A 15614-nucleotide genomic window follows, 5' to 3' on the forward strand; every position below is an offset into this window, starting at 1 on the left:
GGAGTCCCTTTTTTCTTAAGGCGGGTACGCCATGCTATGGTGCCCGCCCGACTTTCTACCTGTTTGCCCCCTGCATGCTGCCGAACTCCCGTATCTTGCGTTTGACGTTGTATATTTTGTTGATCCTTGCAGGTGCCGTGTTGGCCGCCGGTTTCGCCATGCGCCACACCGAACGCCAGGCCTTAGTTGAAGACGCCGCGCGCGCCAATCAGCAATTGGCGCTGTACGCCAATTCCCTGCACACCCTGATCGACCGCTACCGCGCCCTGCCTGCCGTGCTCGCGCTGGACCCGGAGTTGCGCGCCGCCCTCAACGGCACGGTATCGCCAGAGCAACAGGATGCACTGAATCGCAAGCTGGAAAAAATCAACGGCGCCGCCCAGTCCTCGACCCTCGAACTGCTCGACCGCACCGGCCTCGCCGTGGCCGCCAGCAATTGGCGTTTGCCCAGCAGTTACGTCGGCCACAATTATGGCTTTCGCCCCTACTTCAGCGAGACCCGCACCCAAGGCACCGGGCGCTTTTACGCGGTGGGCGTGACCAGTGGCATTCCGGGGTATTTCCTGTCCAGCGCAGTCACCGGCGACAACGGCGAGTTTCTCGGTGCCATGGTGGTGAAGCTCGAGTTTCCGGAACTGGAACGCGAATGGCGCCAGGGCAGCGACACGCTGCTGGTCAGTGACGCACGCGGGATCATCTTCATCGCCAACCAGCCGGGCTGGCGTTATCGCTTGTTGAAACCGCTGGACGACAACGATCACGCCGCGCTCAAGGCGACCCGCCAGTACGACAAGCAACCGCTGACACCGCTTGAGTTTCAATCCCTGCGCCGCTTCGACGACAACAGCGATCTGGCACGGGTGGTCGGCCCTGACGGGACGGCGGATTACCTGTGGGAATCGCTGCCACTGGCCACCGAAGGCTGGACGCTGCACCTGTTGCGTCGCCCGCAAGTCGCGTTCGAAGACAGTCGCAATGCCGCGCTGGCCGCTGCCGGGTTATGGCTGGCGTTGGTGTTTCTGTTGCTGTTCCTCAATCAACGCTGGCGCCTGGCGAAAATGCGCCAGCGCAGCCGCGAAGAGCTTGAGCAACTGGTGGAAGAACGCACCCGCGACCTGCGCACCGCTCAGGACGGGCTGGTGCAATCGGCCAAACTGGCGGCGCTCGGCCAGATGTCTGCCGCCCTCGCCCATGAAATCAATCAGCCACTGACCGCCCAACGCATGCAGCTTGCTACTCTGAGGTTGCTGCTCGATCACGGCCGGGTCGACGACGCTTACAAGGCGCTGAAACCGGTGGACGACATGCTCACACGCATGGCCGCCCTCACCGGCCACCTGAAAACCTTCGCTCGCAAAAGCCCCAGCGGCCTGCGCGAACGACTGGACCTGGCGGCGGTGGTCGACCAATCGTTGCAGTTACTCGATGCGCGACTGCGCGATGAACAAGTCAGCACGGTGCTGCACCTGACGCGCCCGGCGTGGGTGCGGGGTGATGCGATTCGTCTGGAACAGGTGCTGATCAACCTGCTGCGCAATGCCCTCGACGCCATGCACGACAAGCCCTGCAAACGCCTGGAAATCCGCCTCGAAGCCGACGAACAATTGTGGCGCCTGACGGTCAGCGACAATGGTGGCGGCATCGCCGAAGAACACCTGCCGAACGTGTTCGATCCATTCTTCACCACCAAACCGGTGGGCGATGGCCTGGGGCTTGGGCTGGCGGTATCGTTTGCCATCGTTCACGAAGCGGGCGGACGCCTGAGTGCCGATAATCACGGCAACGGCGCGGTGTTCACCCTGACCTTGCCCATCGATCTGGAGGCGCCTGCCGCATGCTGAATTCAGTGATGGTGGTCGACGACGAAAGCAGCATTCGCAGCGCCGTCGAACAATGGCTGAGCCTGTCGGGTTTCGAGGTGCAGTTGTTCAGTCGCGCCGATGAATGCCTGGCGCAATTGCCCGCGCATTTTCCCGGGGTGATCCTCAGCGATGTGCGCATGCCCGGCATGACCGGGTTGGAGTTGTTGGCCGAAGTCCAGCGTCGTGATGCGGACTTGCCGGTGATTCTGTTGACCGGCCACGGCGATGTGCCGATGGCGGTCGAAGCGATGCGCGATGGCGCGTATGACTTTCTCGAGAAGCCCTTCAGCCCGGAAACCCTACTGAGCAGTTTGCGCAGGGCGTTGGACAAGCGTCGGCTGGTTCTGGAGAACCGTGCCCTGCACGAACAGGCCGACAACCGCGCCAAACTCGACGCCACCCTGCTCGGCGTGTCCCGTGGTTTGCAGACGCTGCGTCGGCAAGTGCTGGACCTGGCGGCGTTACCCGTCAATGTGTTGATCCGCGGTGAAACCGGCAGCGGCAAAGAGCTGGTCGCGCGTTGCCTGCATGACTTCGGGCCGCGAGCCGACAAGCCGTTTGTGGCGCTCAACTGCGCGGCGATTCCGGAGCAGTTGTTCGAAGCTGAATTGTTTGGCCACGAGAGTGGCGCGTTCACTGGTGCTACGGGTAAACGTATTGGCAAGCTTGAATACGCCGATGGCGGCACGCTGTTTCTCGACGAAATCGAAAGCATGCCGCTGGCCCAGCAGGTGAAGTTGCTGCGGGTGTTGCAGGAGCAGAAGCTTGAGCGCTTGGGGTCGAATCAGAGTATTCGCGTGGATTTGCGGATCATTGCCGCGACCAAACCGGACCTGCTGGATGAGGCACGGGCCGGGCGTTTTCGTGAGGATTTGGCGTATCGATTGAATGTCGCCGAGTTGCGGCTGCCGCCGTTGCGTGATCGGCGCGAAGACATTCCGTTGTTGTTCGAGTCGTTTGCACAGCAGGCTGCCGAGCGTTTGGGCCGGACCTTTCCACCGTTGACCGGGCCGCAGTTGAGTCATCTGCTGAGCCACGACTGGCCGGGCAATGTGCGCGAACTGGCGAACGTTGCCGAACGGCAAGTGCTGGGGCTGGGCGAGCCGGAACCGGCGGGGATTGATCCGGGGCAGTCGCTGGCGGCGCAGCAGGAAGCGTTCGAAGCGCATTGCCTGCGCGCGGCATTGACCCGGCATAAGGGCGATGTGAAAGCAGTGCTTGAAGAGCTGCAACTGCCGCGCCGGACCTTTAATGAAAAGATGCAGCGGCATGGACTGACGCGCGAGATGTTCCTGACTGACAGCTGATATTTGTGGGGCCTGGACTGGCCCATGCAAAGCAATTCCATATCCGCTAAGCAAAAATCCGCTCATACCCCATCCAACATAAGCGGATTTCCGCTCACCCAATCCGCAAAACCCCTCTAAACCGCCCCTCTCCCCCTTGGCACACCTCCTGCTATAGCCCCCACAGGCTGCGTTTCAACGCGCTCCACAAAAACAATTAAACGAAGGATCCTTCAATGGATAACTCCAACGCCCTGCCCCTTGGGTCGGCTGCCCTGCCGGCTAAAGAAAGAACCACTGCCAGTCGCATCAAATCGATTTTCAGCGGCTCCGTCGGCAACATGGTCGAGTGGTACGACTGGTACGTCTACGCCGCCTTCTCCCTGTACTTCGCCAAGGCCTTTTTCCCGAAAGGCGACACCACCGCCCAACTGCTGAACACCGCCGCGATCTTCGCTGTGGGGTTCCTGATGCGCCCGATCGGTGGCTGGCTGATGGGCCTCTACGCCGACAAGGCCGGGCGCAAGAAAGCGCTGATGGCTTCGGTGTACCTGATGTGTTTCGGCTCGCTGCTGATCGCCCTGAGCCCGGGTTATGAAACCATTGGCATCGGCGCACCGATCCTGCTGATTTTCGCCCGTCTGCTGCAAGGCCTGTCGGTCGGTGGCGAGTACGGCACCTCGGCGACGTACCTCAGCGAAATGGCGACCAAGGATCGTCGCGGTTTCTACTCCAGCTTCCAGTACGTGACCCTGATCTCCGGCCAGCTCATCGCCCTGGCGGTGCTGATCGTGCTGCAACAGACCTTGACCACCGAGCAACTGTACGACTGGGGCTGGCGCATCCCGTTCGCCATCGGCGCACTGTGTGCCGTGGTCGCGCTGTACCTGCGTCGTGGCATGGAAGAAACCGAGTCGTTCACCAAGAAAGAAAAGGCCAAGGAAAGCGCGATGCGCACCTTGATGCGCCATCCCAAGGAACTGATGACCGTGGTCGGCCTGACCATGGGCGGTACCCTGGCGTTCTACACCTACACCACCTACATGCAGAAATACCTGGTGAACACGGTCGGCATGAGCATCTCCGACTCGACCACGATTTCGGCGGCGACGCTGTTCCTGTTCATGTGCCTGCAACCGATCATCGGCGGGCTGTCGGATAAAGTCGGTCGTCGGCCGATCCTGATTGCCTTCGGCATTCTGGGGACGCTGTTCACCGTGCCGATCCTGACCACCCTGCACACCGTTCAGACCTGGTGGGGCGCGTTCTTCCTGATCATGGCGGCGCTGATCATCGTCAGCGGCTACACCTCGATCAACGCAGTGGTGAAGGCCGAACTGTTCCCGACTGAAATCCGTGCACTGGGGGTTGGCTTGCCTTACGCCCTAACCGTGTCGATCTTCGGCGGTACGGCTGAATACATCGCGCTGTGGTTCAAGAGCATCGGCATGGAAACCGGGTATTACTGGTATGTCACGGCGTGTATTGCGGTGTCGTTGCTGGTGTATGTGACCATGAAAGATACCCGCAAGCATTCGCGGATCGAGACTGACTGACCGCTGGATTGAGGGTGGCTGTACTGGCCTCTTCGCGAGCAGGCTCACTCCTACACTGACCGGGTTCTTTTCATGAGAATGCGGTCAAATGTAGGAGTGAGCCTGCTCGCGATGGGGACGCCTTGGTCTCAAGTCAACTCAGCAGCCGTCCGCTTCCCATATTTATTCTGAGCAAACGAAGCCCCCGCAATCATCACCACCAGAATCCCCGCCAACACCCAGGCCCGAATCGTCGGCCAGGTAATCACCCAGCGCCGTGCCCAAGGTGTTGGAAAACAGAATCGCCATCCAATAGAACATCTCGCCGCGAAAGGTCTGGACCTTGGTGACGTTCAGCGAATCACCGCTCAAGCGCCACGCCGCAAAAATCCCGATCAGGATCGCAATCAGGATCATCGAACCGGTGGCGTAGCCCAGGCCGAGGGTGCGGTCCATGAAGTCCGACATCGTGGTGCCGGCCGTACTGGTCGCCAACACGTTCGCCGCCGATGGCTATGTCAAAACCGGCTCGGCGTCCTACGAGCACGGCGCCAGTGCCCCCATCGAACGTACGCATTCTGACAGCTTCGACAAAACCGGCACCGCCGAAGCGATCGGCTGATCACAAGAGCCCCCCCTGTAGGAGAGAGCCTGCTCGCGATGGCGGTGTGTCAGTCACATAAATGCTGAATGACACACCGCCATCGCGAGCAGGCTCACTCCTACATTGGAATCTCATTGCTGGAAATTATCGGCTCGGCCTTGCACCATGGTGGTCTCCCGAGAGCTCCTGGAATGAACCCCATGCCCGACGACATCCACTATTACGAACCCGCCAACGGCCACGGCCTGCCCCACGATCCGTTCAACGCCATCGTCGGCCCGCGCCCTATCGGCTGGATTTCCTCGCAGGATGCCAATGGCCGCTTGAACCTGGCGCCGTACAGTTTCTTCAACGCGTTCAACTACATTCCGCCGATCATTGGTTTTTCCAGTGTCGGGCGCAAAGACAGCCTGAATAACATCGAACAGACCGGCGAATTCGCCTGGAACCTCGCCACTCGCCCATTGGCCGAGCAGATGAACCAGAGCTGTGCGATGGTCGGGCCAGAAGTGAATGAATTCGAGTTGTCCGGATTGACGCCCGCCGCCTCGACAATCATTCAGGTGCCACGGGTCGCCGAAAGCCCGGTGTCCTTTGAGTGCAAGGTCACGCAGATCATCCAGTTGCAGCGCGCGGACGGGAATGTGGTGCCGAGCTGGCTGATTCTCGGCGAAGTGGTCGCCGTGCATATCGCCAAATGGCTGTTGAAGGAGGGGGTCTACGACACCGCCGCGGCAGAACCGATTCTGCGCGGCGGCGGGCCGGCGGATTATTTTCAGCTGGGGCCAGAGGCGTTATTCAAGATGTATCGCCCGGGGGCGAACAGGTAACTCACCACAGCAGGTCGGTGTTTTCCTTGACGTCCTTGAGGCGGGTCAGCTCTTTGGCGGCGGCTTCATCGGCTTCATGGGCGGTCTTGAAGGTCTGGTCTTCGAGGACTTTGTGAAAGCGCGGTGCGCCTGCGCCACCCAGGGCTTTGACGGCGATGGCGGCGTGGTATCCACCCTCACCCGGTACTACTGCGGAAACGGCTTCGAAGTGTTCAAAGGCTTTACGTGCCATGTCGCGGATCCTGGCTGGTTGATAATGCGGTCATTAAACCCTCAACCCGCCATTTTGTGTACCCACGACTGGGTCTGACCCAACGCCTGGGCCGCCGACACTTCCTTGAAGGTGTGGAAATCCAGGCTGTTGACCACCAGGTCCTGCACCAGTGCGGCAAACACTTCCATCGCCGGGGTGCTGAAGTACGCGGTCATGGCCTGCTGGTTGATCCAGAAACCGGACACCAGCCACAACTCGGTATCGCATTGCGACTGTTGCAGGGTAAAGCTCAGGCAACCCGGTGCAGTGCGCGTCGGCTCGATCAGGGCGCTCAGGCGCGCACCGAGTTCCACCGAACGCCCGGCGTGGGCACGGACAAAAGCCATATGACTGACGGGGATCTGCGTAGACATGTTCAACCCTCCCAGGTACTCGAGTGGCAGCCGTGGGACGGGCTGCGACAGGATCAAAGGTTAATCGCGCACCCGCCAGCGCGGTTAGTCGATTCCTGCCGGCTTGTTGCACAATCCTGCGCGCGTCGTAAAAAACCTCTACCCGCCGGCAAAAGGTTTTCAGGCCAATGAAACAGGGCTTTCAAGCAAGTTTTGCGGGGAATGCCCACTGCCAGAGGCACCGCTAATTCACCCCGTGCAGAATCAGGCAAGGTTGAGGCAGGATGTGTCTACCGCTTCGTCTTGCACAAACATAAGCTGAGCCCATTATCCACGCCCCACCGAGGATGCCTTGCATGTCGTCGCTCGATCATTTTCAAGCCCCGCTGGATGCCGAGATGGAGAAACAGCGCGCGGAACTGGCCGCGATCATCCGTCGCTATACAACCGATGATGGCAATTATGAGACCGCCGTCGGCTCGTTGTTCATGGCCAAACACAGCAAGTCCCACGACTTTGCACCGGTGCTGGCGCAACCGGCGTTGTGCATCATGGCGCAGGGGCGCAAAGAGGTGCGGCTGGCGGACGAATACTTCAATTACGACCCGCTGCACTACCTGGTGGTCTCGGTCTCGATGCCCCTGAGCGGCAGGATCGTCAATGTCACCTCGGAAGAACCGATTCTCTCGGTGCGGCTGGACATCGACCCAGCGGAAATCAGCGCGCTGATTGCCGATGCCGGACCTTTAGGTGTGCCGACCCGCCCCACCGGTCGTGGCCTGTATGTCGAGCGGGTCGACAGCGCCATGCTCGATGCCGTACTGCGTCTGGCACGTTTGCTCGACACCCCGAAAGACATCGCCATGCTCGCGCCGTTGATTCGTCGGGAGATTCTTTATCGGTTGTTGCGCAGCCCGCAGGGGCATCGGCTGTATGAGATCGCGATCGCCAATAGCCAGAGCCATCGCATCAGCCAGGCGATCCAGTGGCTGAACGGCAACTATGAGCAGCCGCTGCGCATTGATGATTTGGCGAAAGAGGTGAACCTGAGCGTGTCGACGTTGCATCACCGGTTCAAGGCGATGACGGCGATGAGTCCGTTGCAGTATCAGAAGCAGTTGCGGTTGCAGGAAGCGCGGCGGTTGATGCTGGCGGAAGGGTTGGAGGCTTCGGCGGCGGGGTATCGGGTGGGGTATGAAAGCCCTTCGCAGTTCAGCCGTGAATACAGTCGGTTGTTTGGGGCGCCGCCGTTGCGGGATTTGGCGCGGTTGCGGTTGAGTGTCTGATCCAGAGTTTTCTGGTGTGGCGGATGGCCCCATCGCGGGCAAGCCCGCTCCCACAGGGAATTATTGGCAGTCACAAAATGGCGTGAACACCGACGATCACTGTGGGAGCGGGCTTGCCCGCGAAGAGGCCAGCAAGGCTGGCATCAATCCTGAATCAGGCACCGAGTACGCGGCAAGCCTCAGCCGGCAACGTCACCGACACCGGGTTGCCAATGCTCAACCCGAACCCCTGGCACGGTGTGCTCAGCGCGGTAAACGACACCCCGGAACACTCCACGGTGGTTTCAATCGTCGCGCCGATATCACGCACGAACGTCACCGTACCCAGCAAACGATTCCCCGCCGTCGCCTGCGGGTGCGACAGTTGCAGGTCTTCCGGGCGAATCAGCATCTTCACTTTCTCGCCGACCACAATGCTGCTGCAGATCGGCACGTCCAGTGCATCGCCCCCCGGCAGACCGACCTTGCCATTGCCCAACGCCGTGGCCGGGAAGATGTTGCCGGAACCGATAAAGTCCGCGACAAATTCGTTGGCCGGGTGGCGGTAGATTTCAATCGGCGTGCCGACTTGCTGCACACGGTGCTCGCCCAGGACCACGACGATATCGGCCATGGTCATGGCTTCACGCTGATCGTGGGTCACCATGATCGTGGTGATGTTCAGGCGTTGCTGCAGCTGACGGATTTCCACTTGCATCGATTCGCGCAGCTTGGCGTCCAGCGCCGACAGCGGCTCATCCAGCAGGAGGATTTTTGGTCGCGAAGCAATCGCCCGGGCAATCGCCACGCGCTGACGCTGACCGCCGGAGAGTTTGGCCACCGGGCGATCAATCATTTCCTGCAACTGAATCAGCTCCAGCAACTCCACCACACGCGCCTGCTGATCAGCCTTGCTGACGCCACGCAGTTTCAGCGGATAGGCGATGTTCTCGCCCACGGTCATATGCGGGAACAAGGCCAGGGATTGAAACACCATGCCGAAATTACGTAGATGCGCCGGGGTGTGGCCGATGTCTTCACCGTCCAGGCGAATCTCGCCGCCGGTGAGGGTTTCGAGGCCGGCGATCATGCGCAGCAGCGTGGTTTTACCGCAGCCCGACGGGCCGAGAAAACACACCAGCTTGCCCTCGGGCAAATGCAGGTTTACATCCTTTACCGCGCAGGCCGAGCCGTAGTGTTTCTCGACGTTTTCCAGAATCAGACCAGACATGTGAATCACCTCAAGAAATCAGAACGAAACGCCACCTTCACCAACCAGCTTCTCCAGCGCCCAGATCAGGACGAAGTCGATCAGCACGATCAGCACGGCAAACGAGAAAACGGTAGGGTCGAGCGAAGACACGGTGCGGCTGTACATCCAGATCGGCACGGTCATGACGTCGATGGTGTAGAGGAAATAGGTCACGGTGAATTCGTTGAACGAGACGATGAACGCCAGCAGCATCCCCGCCAGGATCCCCGACTTCATCAACGGCACCACCACATCGACAATCGCCCGGGTCGGCGAAGCACCGAGCATTTGCGCGGCCTCCTCGACTTCGCTGCCGATGGACAGCATCGCCGCAGTGCAGTTTTTCACCACGAACGGCAACGCCAGAATCACGTGGGCAATCACCAGCCGCGAGGTGGTCATCTGGAACGGCAGGCTGTCGAACACCAGCAGCAACGCCAGGCCCAACACCACCATTGGAAACACCAGCGGCAACGACATCAGTTGCAGCGCCACGGCCTTGCCGCGGAACTCGCAACGGGTCAGCGCGTAAGACGCCGGCACGGCGATGATCGTGGCGAAAACCATGGTCAGGCACGCAACCATCAGGCTGGTGGTCATGGCTTTGCCCAGGCTCAGCACGTCACTGGCGTCCGGCGAGACGAAGGTGTGCCAGGCCGCTTTGTACCATTGCAGGCTGTAGCTGCTCGGCGGGAAGTCGAGGTTCGACGAGCCGCTGAACGACATCACGATCATGGTCAGGATCGGCAACACCGCCAGCAGCAGGATGAAGCCGGAGAGGATGCCGGCAAACTTGCCGGTTTCGCCCGGCAGCAGCCCGTAACGTTTCTTGGTCAGGGTACTCATTGCGAAGCCTCCAGCATGCGCCGACGGCGGCCAGTGATGTATTCGGACAAGGTCATGATCGCGAGCGTGGTGACGATCAGCACCACACCGGCGGCGGACGCGGCGGGCCAGTTCATCAGCGGGGCGATCTGGTCATGGACCATCACCGCCAGCATCGGCACGCGTCGACCACCGAGCAGCAACGGCACCACGAAACTGCTGGCGTTGTAGGCGAACACCAACGTCGCGCCGGTGATGATCCCCGGCATGCTCATCGGCAACACCACCTGGCGGAACACCTGGAAGCGACTGGCGCCCAGGGTCGCAGCGGCTTCTTCGTAAGTACGGGCGACGCCGCGCATGGCGCTGGCGATTGGCAACACAGCGAGCGGGAACGCGGTTTGCACCAGGCCCATCAGCACGCCGTTCTGGTTGTAGAGCAGCATGATCGGACGCTTGATCAGACCGAGGCCCATCAACGCCTGATTGAGCATGCCGCCCGGACCGAGGATCACCAGCCAGCCGTAGCTTTGCAGCAGCAGGTTGACCAGCAATGGCAATAGCACCGCGGCGAGGAACACCCGGCGCACGAACGGTGAGGTCAGGCGCGACATGGTGTAGGCCACCGGGATCGCCAGGACCACAGCGATCGCTGCGCTGATCAGTGCCAGACGCAGGGTCAGCAGCAAGGATTTGAGGTAATACGGTTCCAGCAATTGGGCGTAACTGGCCAGGCTGAACCCGGTCCATTCCGCGCCTTTGGTGCCCACGCTCATGCGCAGGACCAGCAGGCTGGCGGCGATCAGCACACCCAGAAACAGCATCGACGGCGACAGGAAAAACCAGGCGCGGGTCGTTGGCGAAACACCCCGACGGGCACGCTCGGGGGCGATGCTTACCGGATGAGTCAAAGGTTGGTGTTCCATAGCAAGGGTCTCGTCAATGGAAAGCAGCTGACCAACACACCTTTCAAAACCACCACGAACCCTGTGGGAGCGGGCTTGCCCGCGATAGCGATCTGTCAGTCACATCAATATCGACAGGGAGGCCGTCATCGCGGGCAAGCCCGCTCCCACAGTGTTTTGCAGTGTTCTAAAAACGTGTGTTTGTCACTCAATCAGGAAGAAAAGATTTCCGTGTAGCGACGAATCCATTGGTCATGCACGGTGGCCAGGAAGGCGTTGTCGTGCATGATCGCCTTCTCGGCAATCTGCTCTGGCGTGAGGATGTACGGGCTCTTGCGCGCTTCGGCGGAGATGATCGCCTTGGCGTTGACCGGGCCGTTGTAGATGTCTTCAGCCATCTTGCCCTGCACCAGCGGGTCCAGAGAGTGGTTGATGAAGGCGTACGCCATGTCGGTGTCGCCCGGACGGTTCTTCGGCATCACCGATTGCATCAAGTCGGTGTAGAAACCTTCCTTCATGCCAAAGGTTGCGCTCAGGCCGTAGGCCGGGTCGCGGATCTGTTTCGGGAAGAATGCCGGTGCGTACAGGCCGCCCATGTCCAGCGAACCGGTGCGGAACAGCTCGGCGATCTGGTTCGGGTTTTCACCCAGGGTGACCACGCGATCTTTCAGCTCGGCGAGTTTCTTGAAGCCCGGCTCAATGTTGTGCTCGTCACCACCGGCCAGTTTGGCGGCGATGATGATCAGGTCCATGGCCTCGGTCCAGTTCGGCGGCGGCAGGAAGATGTTTGGCGCAGCGTCGGCATCCCACAGGGAGGCGTAGCTGGTTGGCGCTTCTTTCTGGGTGCGGGTGCTGTAGACCAGGCTGTTGCACCAGAGCAGGTAACCGATGCCGTGGCCATTGGCGCCGGTGCGGTATTTTTCCGGGACATCGACCAGGTTCGGGATGCGGTTGAGGTCGGGTTTTTCCAGCAGGTTGGCGGCGGCCAGACCTTCGGCGCCGACGCCGGCCAGGGTGATGATGTCGTACTGCGGACGATCACCGCCGGCCTTGAGTTTGGCGACCATTTCCGAGGTGCTGCCGGTGCGGTCAGCGATGACTTTGCAGCCGTACTTGTCTTCGAAGGTCGCGGCGATGTTGCGCAGGGCTGCCAGGCCAGTGTCATCGGACCAGGTCAGCAAACGCAGGGTCTTGCCCGCAAAGCGTGTGTCGCTGGCATTGGCCTTCATGAACGGCATGCTCATGGCGGCCGCTGCCACCGAGGCTACGCCTACGGTCTTGATGAATTGACGTCTGTTCAGATCATGTTCGCCCATTACGGACTCCCTTTGTTTTTGTAGGTATAAGGCAGGTCGAAACTGTTGCATCCGCGCGACCGGATCTGCATTAGCCCCCGTATTTTCGGGGGTTTGGCTGAACCGGCAAGTTCATCCTGAGGTCGTGTAAAACACCTGACTATCGATAAAAACTCATCGAAGCCATGACGCCAGCGCATGCCTCCTTTCGAGGCATGCGCTGACCTTTTTCGTGCCGTCAGACCGCCCGAATCACGTGTTTGATTTCCTGGAACGCCTGCAAGCCCCACGGCCCCAACTCGCGGCCGATGCTGCTCTGCTTGTAGCCGCCCCAGGCGGTTTGCGGAAAGATCACCTGCGGCGCGTTGATCCACACAAGGCCCGCCTGCAAAGCGTTGGCGACCCTATCAGCGGCCTCGACATTACTCGTGACCACGCTGGCCACCAGACCGAACTGGCTGTCGTTGGCCAGGGCAATCGCCTCGGCTTCGGAGGCAAAACTGCGTACGCAGATCACCGGGCCGAAAATCTCTTCACACCACAGCGCACTGTCGAGGGGCACTTCAGTGAAAATGGTCGGCTGCAAAAAATAACCGCGCGGCAGGTCGGCCGGACGATTGCCACCACAGATCAGCTTGGCGCCGGCGCTCAAACCACGATCGATGTGGCCGAGCACACGCTGGTATTGCGCCTGATTGACCAGAGCACCCATCTCCACCGCCGGGTCGAACGGGTCGGCCACGCGAATGGCTTCGGCGCGCGCCTTCAGGCGCAGCAGGAATTCATCGGCCAGTTCATCGGCGACCAGCACACGGCTGGTGGCGGAACACATTTGCCCGGCGTTGAAGAAACCACCGCCACAGGCCACTTCCACCGCCAGGTCGAGGTCGGCATCGGCCAGCACCAGCAACGACGATTTGCCACCCAGTTCCAGGCTCACGCCTTTGACGGTTTCCGCCGCACGCTGCATGACTTGCACGCCCACCGCGTTGCTGCCGGTGAAAGAAATCTTGGCGATGCGCGGATCAACCGACAGTGGCGCGCCAACGGCCAGACCGATGCCGCACACCAGGTTGAAAACGCCGGCCGGCAACCCGGCTTTAGCGATGATCGACGCCAGTTCCAGCTCCGGCAGCGGTGTCACTTCCGAAGGCTTGAGCACCACGCAGCAACCGGCGGCCAAGGCCGGGGCGAGTTTCCACGCGGTGGTGACCATCGGGAAATTCCACGGCACGATCAGGCCGACCACACCGGCCGGCTCGCGGCGCAGACGCGCGCTGAAATCGTCGCTCGGCAATTCAACGGGGCTGTCTTGTTTAGCGTCGAGGCCTTCGGCCAGACCGGCGTAATACTCAAACGTCGCGATCACGTCGTCGACGTCGATGGCCGCTTCGAACAATGGCTTGCCGTTGTTGCTCGACTGCAAATGCATCAACTGTTCGCGACCGGCCTGCACGCCTGCGGCGATTTTGCGCAGGATCGCGCCGCGCTCGGCTCCGGTGGTTTTCGACCAGGCGGCGAAGGCGTGGGTGGCCGCGCTCACCGCCTGATCGACAGACTGTGCATCGCCGCCATTGACCGTGGTCAACAAGGCTTCGGTCGCCGGGTTGATCACACGCAAGTGTTCGTGGCCGGCCGACCATTGGCCATTGATGAACAGACCGTCGAGCGTGGTTGGAAAACTCATTTCGACACCGCCTTCATCCACTGGGTCTGATCGATTTCAATCAGGGTCGGGCCTTGGCGATCCGCCGCGGCACGCAGCGCTGTGCGCAGTTGCTCGACGCCGCTGATGGCTTCCGCCGCGCAGCCCAAGGCCTTGGCCACACCGATGAAGTCCGGGGTGTAGATGTCCACGCCGACCGGCTCGATGGCGCGGTTGACCATGTATTTCTTGATCTCTTCGTAGCCCTGGTTATTCCACAGCAGCACGATCACCGGGGTGCGCGCTTCAACGGCACTGGCCAGTTCCGGCAGGGTGAATTGCAGGCCGCCGTCGCCGATCAGGCACACCACCGGAGGACGCGAACCGCCTTCGACGCTGCCGCCGAGCCAGGCGCCAATCGCCGCCGGCAAAGCGTAACCCAAGGTGCCGTAACCGGTGGACGAGTTGAACCAGCGACGCGGGCGCTCGGGGTTGAAGGTCAGGTTGCCGGTGTACACAGGCTGGGTCGAATCGCCGACGAATACCGCGTCTGGCAGCTCGTGCAGGACGGTTTCGAGAAAGCGTGTTTGCGCCAGGGTCGGGGCATCCCAGCTCTCGGCGAGTGCCTCACGCAAACGGGAGGCACGCACCTGACCCCAATCATTGGCGCGCTCGGCCAGGGACTTGTGGGACAGCGCGCTCAGCAATGCCTGAGCAGCGTTGCGCGAGTCGGACACCAGCGCCACGTGCGGCGGATAGTTGCGCACGGTCTGGTCCGGGTCGATGTCCACGCGCAGCAACTGGCCAGGAATCTCGAAACCACCGGCGAAGGTGACGTCGTAGTCGGTCTCGGCCAGTTCGGTGCCGATGGCCAGGACCACGTCGGCTTCGGCCACCAGTGCGCGAGTCGCGACCAGGCTCTGGGTCGAACCGATCAGCAACGGGTGACTGGATTCGAGCATGCCTTTGGCGTTGATGGTCAGGGCCACCGGCGCGTCCAGCAGTTCGGCCAGTTCAGTCAGTTCGGCAGCCGCATCGATGGCACCGCCACCGGCGAGAATCAGCGGGCGCTTGGCGCCGGCCAGCAATTCGGTCATGCGCGAGACGGCGGTCGGCGATGCACCGGCGCGGTCAATGTTCACCGGTACGCTGGTCAGCAGGTCATCGGCTTCTTCAACCAGCACGTCCAACGGAATTTCGATGTGCACCGGACGCGGACGGCCAGCCTGGAACAGCGCAAAGGCACGGGCCAGCACGCCCGGCAACTCGGACGCCGACATCAGGGTGTGGGAGAACGCCGCCACACCGGCGACCAACGCGCCCTGGTTCGGCAGTTCATGCAGCTTGCCGCGACCGCCGCCCAACTGGCTGCGCGATTGCACGCTGGAGATCACCAGCATCGGGATCGAATCGGCGTACGCCTGGCCCATCGCGGTGGTGATGTTGGTCATGCCAGGGCCGGTGATGATGAAGCACACACCCGGTTTGCCGCTGGTGCGGGCATAACCGTCGGCCATGAAACCGGCGCCCTGTTCGTGACGCGGAGTGACGTGGTTGATGCTCGAACGGGCCAGCCCGCGATACAGCTCCACGGTATGAACCCCGGGAATGCCGAACACCTGCTCAACCCCGTAATCTTCGAGTAACTTGACCAATACTTCGCCGCACGTCGCCATTGTGTTTTGCCCTTCTTGTTCGTTTGAG

At 61.2% G+C, this 15614-nt stretch carries 14 protein-coding genes and 1 pseudogene; 6 read left to right on the forward strand and 9 right to left on the reverse strand.

Annotated features, from left to right (window positions below; translation table 11 throughout):
* Positions 1 to 74 precede the first annotated feature (74 nt).
* The 3 genes from H8F22_RS19265 to H8F22_RS19275 all read left to right on the forward strand — a co-directional run bounded on the left by H8F22_RS19265 (position 75) and on the right by H8F22_RS19275 (position 4704).
* Positions 75 to 1841, forward strand: coding sequence for a sensor histidine kinase (locus H8F22_RS19265; RefSeq protein ID WP_194940559.1), 1767 nt, complete (start codon positions 75 to 77; stop codon positions 1839 to 1841).
* The gene (locus H8F22_RS19270; protein WP_059182251.1) at positions 1835 to 3169 is read left to right on the forward strand and encodes a sigma-54-dependent transcriptional regulator; all 1335 of its coding nucleotides are present in this window, start codon (positions 1835 to 1837) and stop codon (positions 3167 to 3169) included. Before H8F22_RS19265 ends, H8F22_RS19270 begins: the two co-directional genes overlap by 7 nt.
* 215 nt (positions 3170 to 3384) lie before the next feature.
* The gene (locus H8F22_RS19275) at positions 3385 to 4704 is read left to right on the forward strand and encodes an MFS transporter (protein WP_194940560.1); all 1320 of its coding nucleotides are present in this window, start codon (positions 3385 to 3387) and stop codon (positions 4702 to 4704) included.
* A 207-nt stretch (positions 4705 to 4911) separates the two neighbouring features.
* Here H8F22_RS19275 and H8F22_RS19280 read toward each other — a convergent pair.
* Positions 4912 to 5181 (reverse strand): annotated as a pseudogene (locus H8F22_RS19280) (hypothetical protein); the annotation flags it as partial.
* Here H8F22_RS19280 and H8F22_RS19285 point away from each other — a divergent pair.
* Positions 5138 to 5305: a hypothetical protein gene (locus H8F22_RS19285; RefSeq protein ID WP_032833476.1), complete on the forward strand. Its 168-nt coding sequence runs from the start codon at positions 5138 to 5140 to the stop codon at positions 5303 to 5305. The pseudogene H8F22_RS19280 and the gene H8F22_RS19285 overlap by 44 nt on opposite strands.
* A 182-nt stretch (positions 5306 to 5487) precedes the next feature.
* A complete protein-coding gene (locus H8F22_RS19290; RefSeq protein WP_194940561.1) occupies positions 5488 to 6117 on the forward strand; it encodes a flavin reductase family protein in 630 nt (209 codons plus the stop codon).
* Position 6118: 1 nt separating this feature from the next.
* Here H8F22_RS19290 and H8F22_RS19295 read toward each other — a convergent pair whose 3' ends face one another.
* The gene (locus H8F22_RS19295) at positions 6119 to 6349 is read right to left on the reverse strand and encodes a hypothetical protein (protein ID WP_194940562.1); all 231 of its coding nucleotides are present in this window, start codon (positions 6347 to 6349) and stop codon (positions 6119 to 6121) included.
* Positions 6350 to 6390: 41 nt separating this feature from the next.
* Positions 6391 to 6744 (reverse strand): antibiotic biosynthesis monooxygenase family protein, encoded by a 354-nt coding sequence (locus tag H8F22_RS19300; RefSeq protein WP_027922894.1) that lies wholly within the window; start codon positions 6742 to 6744, stop codon positions 6391 to 6393.
* 335 nt (positions 6745 to 7079) lie between these two features.
* Between H8F22_RS19300 and H8F22_RS19305 the strand changes: the two genes are divergently transcribed.
* The gene (locus H8F22_RS19305) at positions 7080 to 8009 is read left to right on the forward strand and encodes an AraC family transcriptional regulator (protein WP_027922893.1); all 930 of its coding nucleotides are present in this window, start codon (positions 7080 to 7082) and stop codon (positions 8007 to 8009) included.
* Between the two features lie 154 nt (positions 8010 to 8163).
* Here the strand turns inward: H8F22_RS19305 and H8F22_RS19310 are convergent, their stop codons facing one another.
* From H8F22_RS19310 to H8F22_RS19335, 6 genes are all read right to left on the reverse strand, one after another.
* Complete coding sequence (locus H8F22_RS19310) at positions 8164 to 9219, reverse strand: ABC transporter ATP-binding protein (protein ID WP_027922892.1); 1056 nt, start codon at positions 9217 to 9219, stop codon at positions 8164 to 8166.
* Positions 9220 to 9237: 18 nt separating this feature from the next.
* The gene (locus tag H8F22_RS19315; RefSeq protein ID WP_027922891.1) at positions 9238 to 10086 is read right to left on the reverse strand and encodes an ABC transporter permease; all 849 of its coding nucleotides are present in this window, start codon (positions 10084 to 10086) and stop codon (positions 9238 to 9240) included.
* Complete coding sequence (locus tag H8F22_RS19320) at positions 10083 to 10991, reverse strand: ABC transporter permease (protein WP_027922890.1); 909 nt, start codon at positions 10989 to 10991, stop codon at positions 10083 to 10085. The genes H8F22_RS19315 and H8F22_RS19320 overlap by 4 nt, the downstream gene beginning before the upstream one ends.
* 191 nt (positions 10992 to 11182) lie before the next feature.
* Positions 11183 to 12286: an extracellular solute-binding protein gene (locus H8F22_RS19325; protein WP_027922889.1), complete on the reverse strand. Its 1104-nt coding sequence runs from the start codon at positions 12284 to 12286 to the stop codon at positions 11183 to 11185.
* 217 nt (positions 12287 to 12503) lie between these two features.
* Positions 12504 to 13952, reverse strand: coding sequence for an aldehyde dehydrogenase family protein (locus tag H8F22_RS19330; protein WP_194940563.1), 1449 nt, complete (start codon positions 13950 to 13952; stop codon positions 12504 to 12506).
* A complete protein-coding gene (locus tag H8F22_RS19335; RefSeq protein ID WP_027922887.1) occupies positions 13949 to 15586 on the reverse strand; it encodes a 5-guanidino-2-oxopentanoate decarboxylase in 1638 nt (545 codons plus the stop codon). The genes H8F22_RS19330 and H8F22_RS19335 overlap by 4 nt, the downstream gene beginning before the upstream one ends.
* Between the last annotated feature and the right edge of the window lie 28 nt (positions 15587 to 15614).

Source organism: Pseudomonas mucoides (assembly GCF_015461845.1).
Taxonomy (GTDB): domain Bacteria; phylum Pseudomonadota; class Gammaproteobacteria; order Pseudomonadales; family Pseudomonadaceae; genus Aquipseudomonas; species Aquipseudomonas mucoides.

Coding starts and splice junctions, on each gene's coding strand:
- H8F22_RS19270 (WP_059182251.1), top strand. CDS start 1,835: ATGCTGAATTCAGTGATGGTGGTCGACGACGAAAGCAGCATTCGCAGC.
- H8F22_RS19325 (WP_027922889.1), bottom strand. CDS start 12,286: ATGGGCGAACATGATCTGAACAGACGTCAATTCATCAAGACCGTAGGC.
- H8F22_RS19310 (WP_027922892.1), bottom strand. CDS start 9,219: ATGTCTGGTCTGATTCTGGAAAACGTCGAGAAACACTACGGCTCGGCC.
- H8F22_RS19335 (WP_027922887.1), bottom strand. CDS start 15,586: ATGGCGACGTGCGGCGAAGTATTGGTCAAGTTACTCGAAGATTACGGG.
- H8F22_RS19290 (WP_194940561.1), top strand. CDS start 5,488: ATGCCCGACGACATCCACTATTACGAACCCGCCAACGGCCACGGCCTG.
- H8F22_RS19315 (WP_027922891.1), bottom strand. CDS start 10,086: ATGAGTACCCTGACCAAGAAACGTTACGGGCTGCTGCCGGGCGAAACC.
- H8F22_RS19305 (WP_027922893.1), top strand. CDS start 7,080: ATGTCGTCGCTCGATCATTTTCAAGCCCCGCTGGATGCCGAGATGGAG.
- H8F22_RS19295 (WP_194940562.1), bottom strand. CDS start 6,349: ATGGCACGTAAAGCCTTTGAACACTTCGAAGCCGTTTCCGCAGTAGTA.
- H8F22_RS19300 (WP_027922894.1), bottom strand. CDS start 6,744: ATGTCTACGCAGATCCCCGTCAGTCATATGGCTTTTGTCCGTGCCCAC.
- H8F22_RS19320 (WP_027922890.1), bottom strand. CDS start 10,991: ATGGAACACCAACCTTTGACTCATCCGGTAAGCATCGCCCCCGAGCGT.
- H8F22_RS19275 (WP_194940560.1), top strand. CDS start 3,385: ATGGATAACTCCAACGCCCTGCCCCTTGGGTCGGCTGCCCTGCCGGCT.
- H8F22_RS19265 (WP_194940559.1), top strand. CDS start 75: ATGCTGCCGAACTCCCGTATCTTGCGTTTGACGTTGTATATTTTGTTG.
- H8F22_RS19330 (WP_194940563.1), bottom strand. CDS start 13,952: ATGAGTTTTCCAACCACGCTCGACGGTCTGTTCATCAATGGCCAATGG.
- H8F22_RS19285 (WP_032833476.1), top strand. CDS start 5,138: ATGAAGTCCGACATCGTGGTGCCGGCCGTACTGGTCGCCAACACGTTC.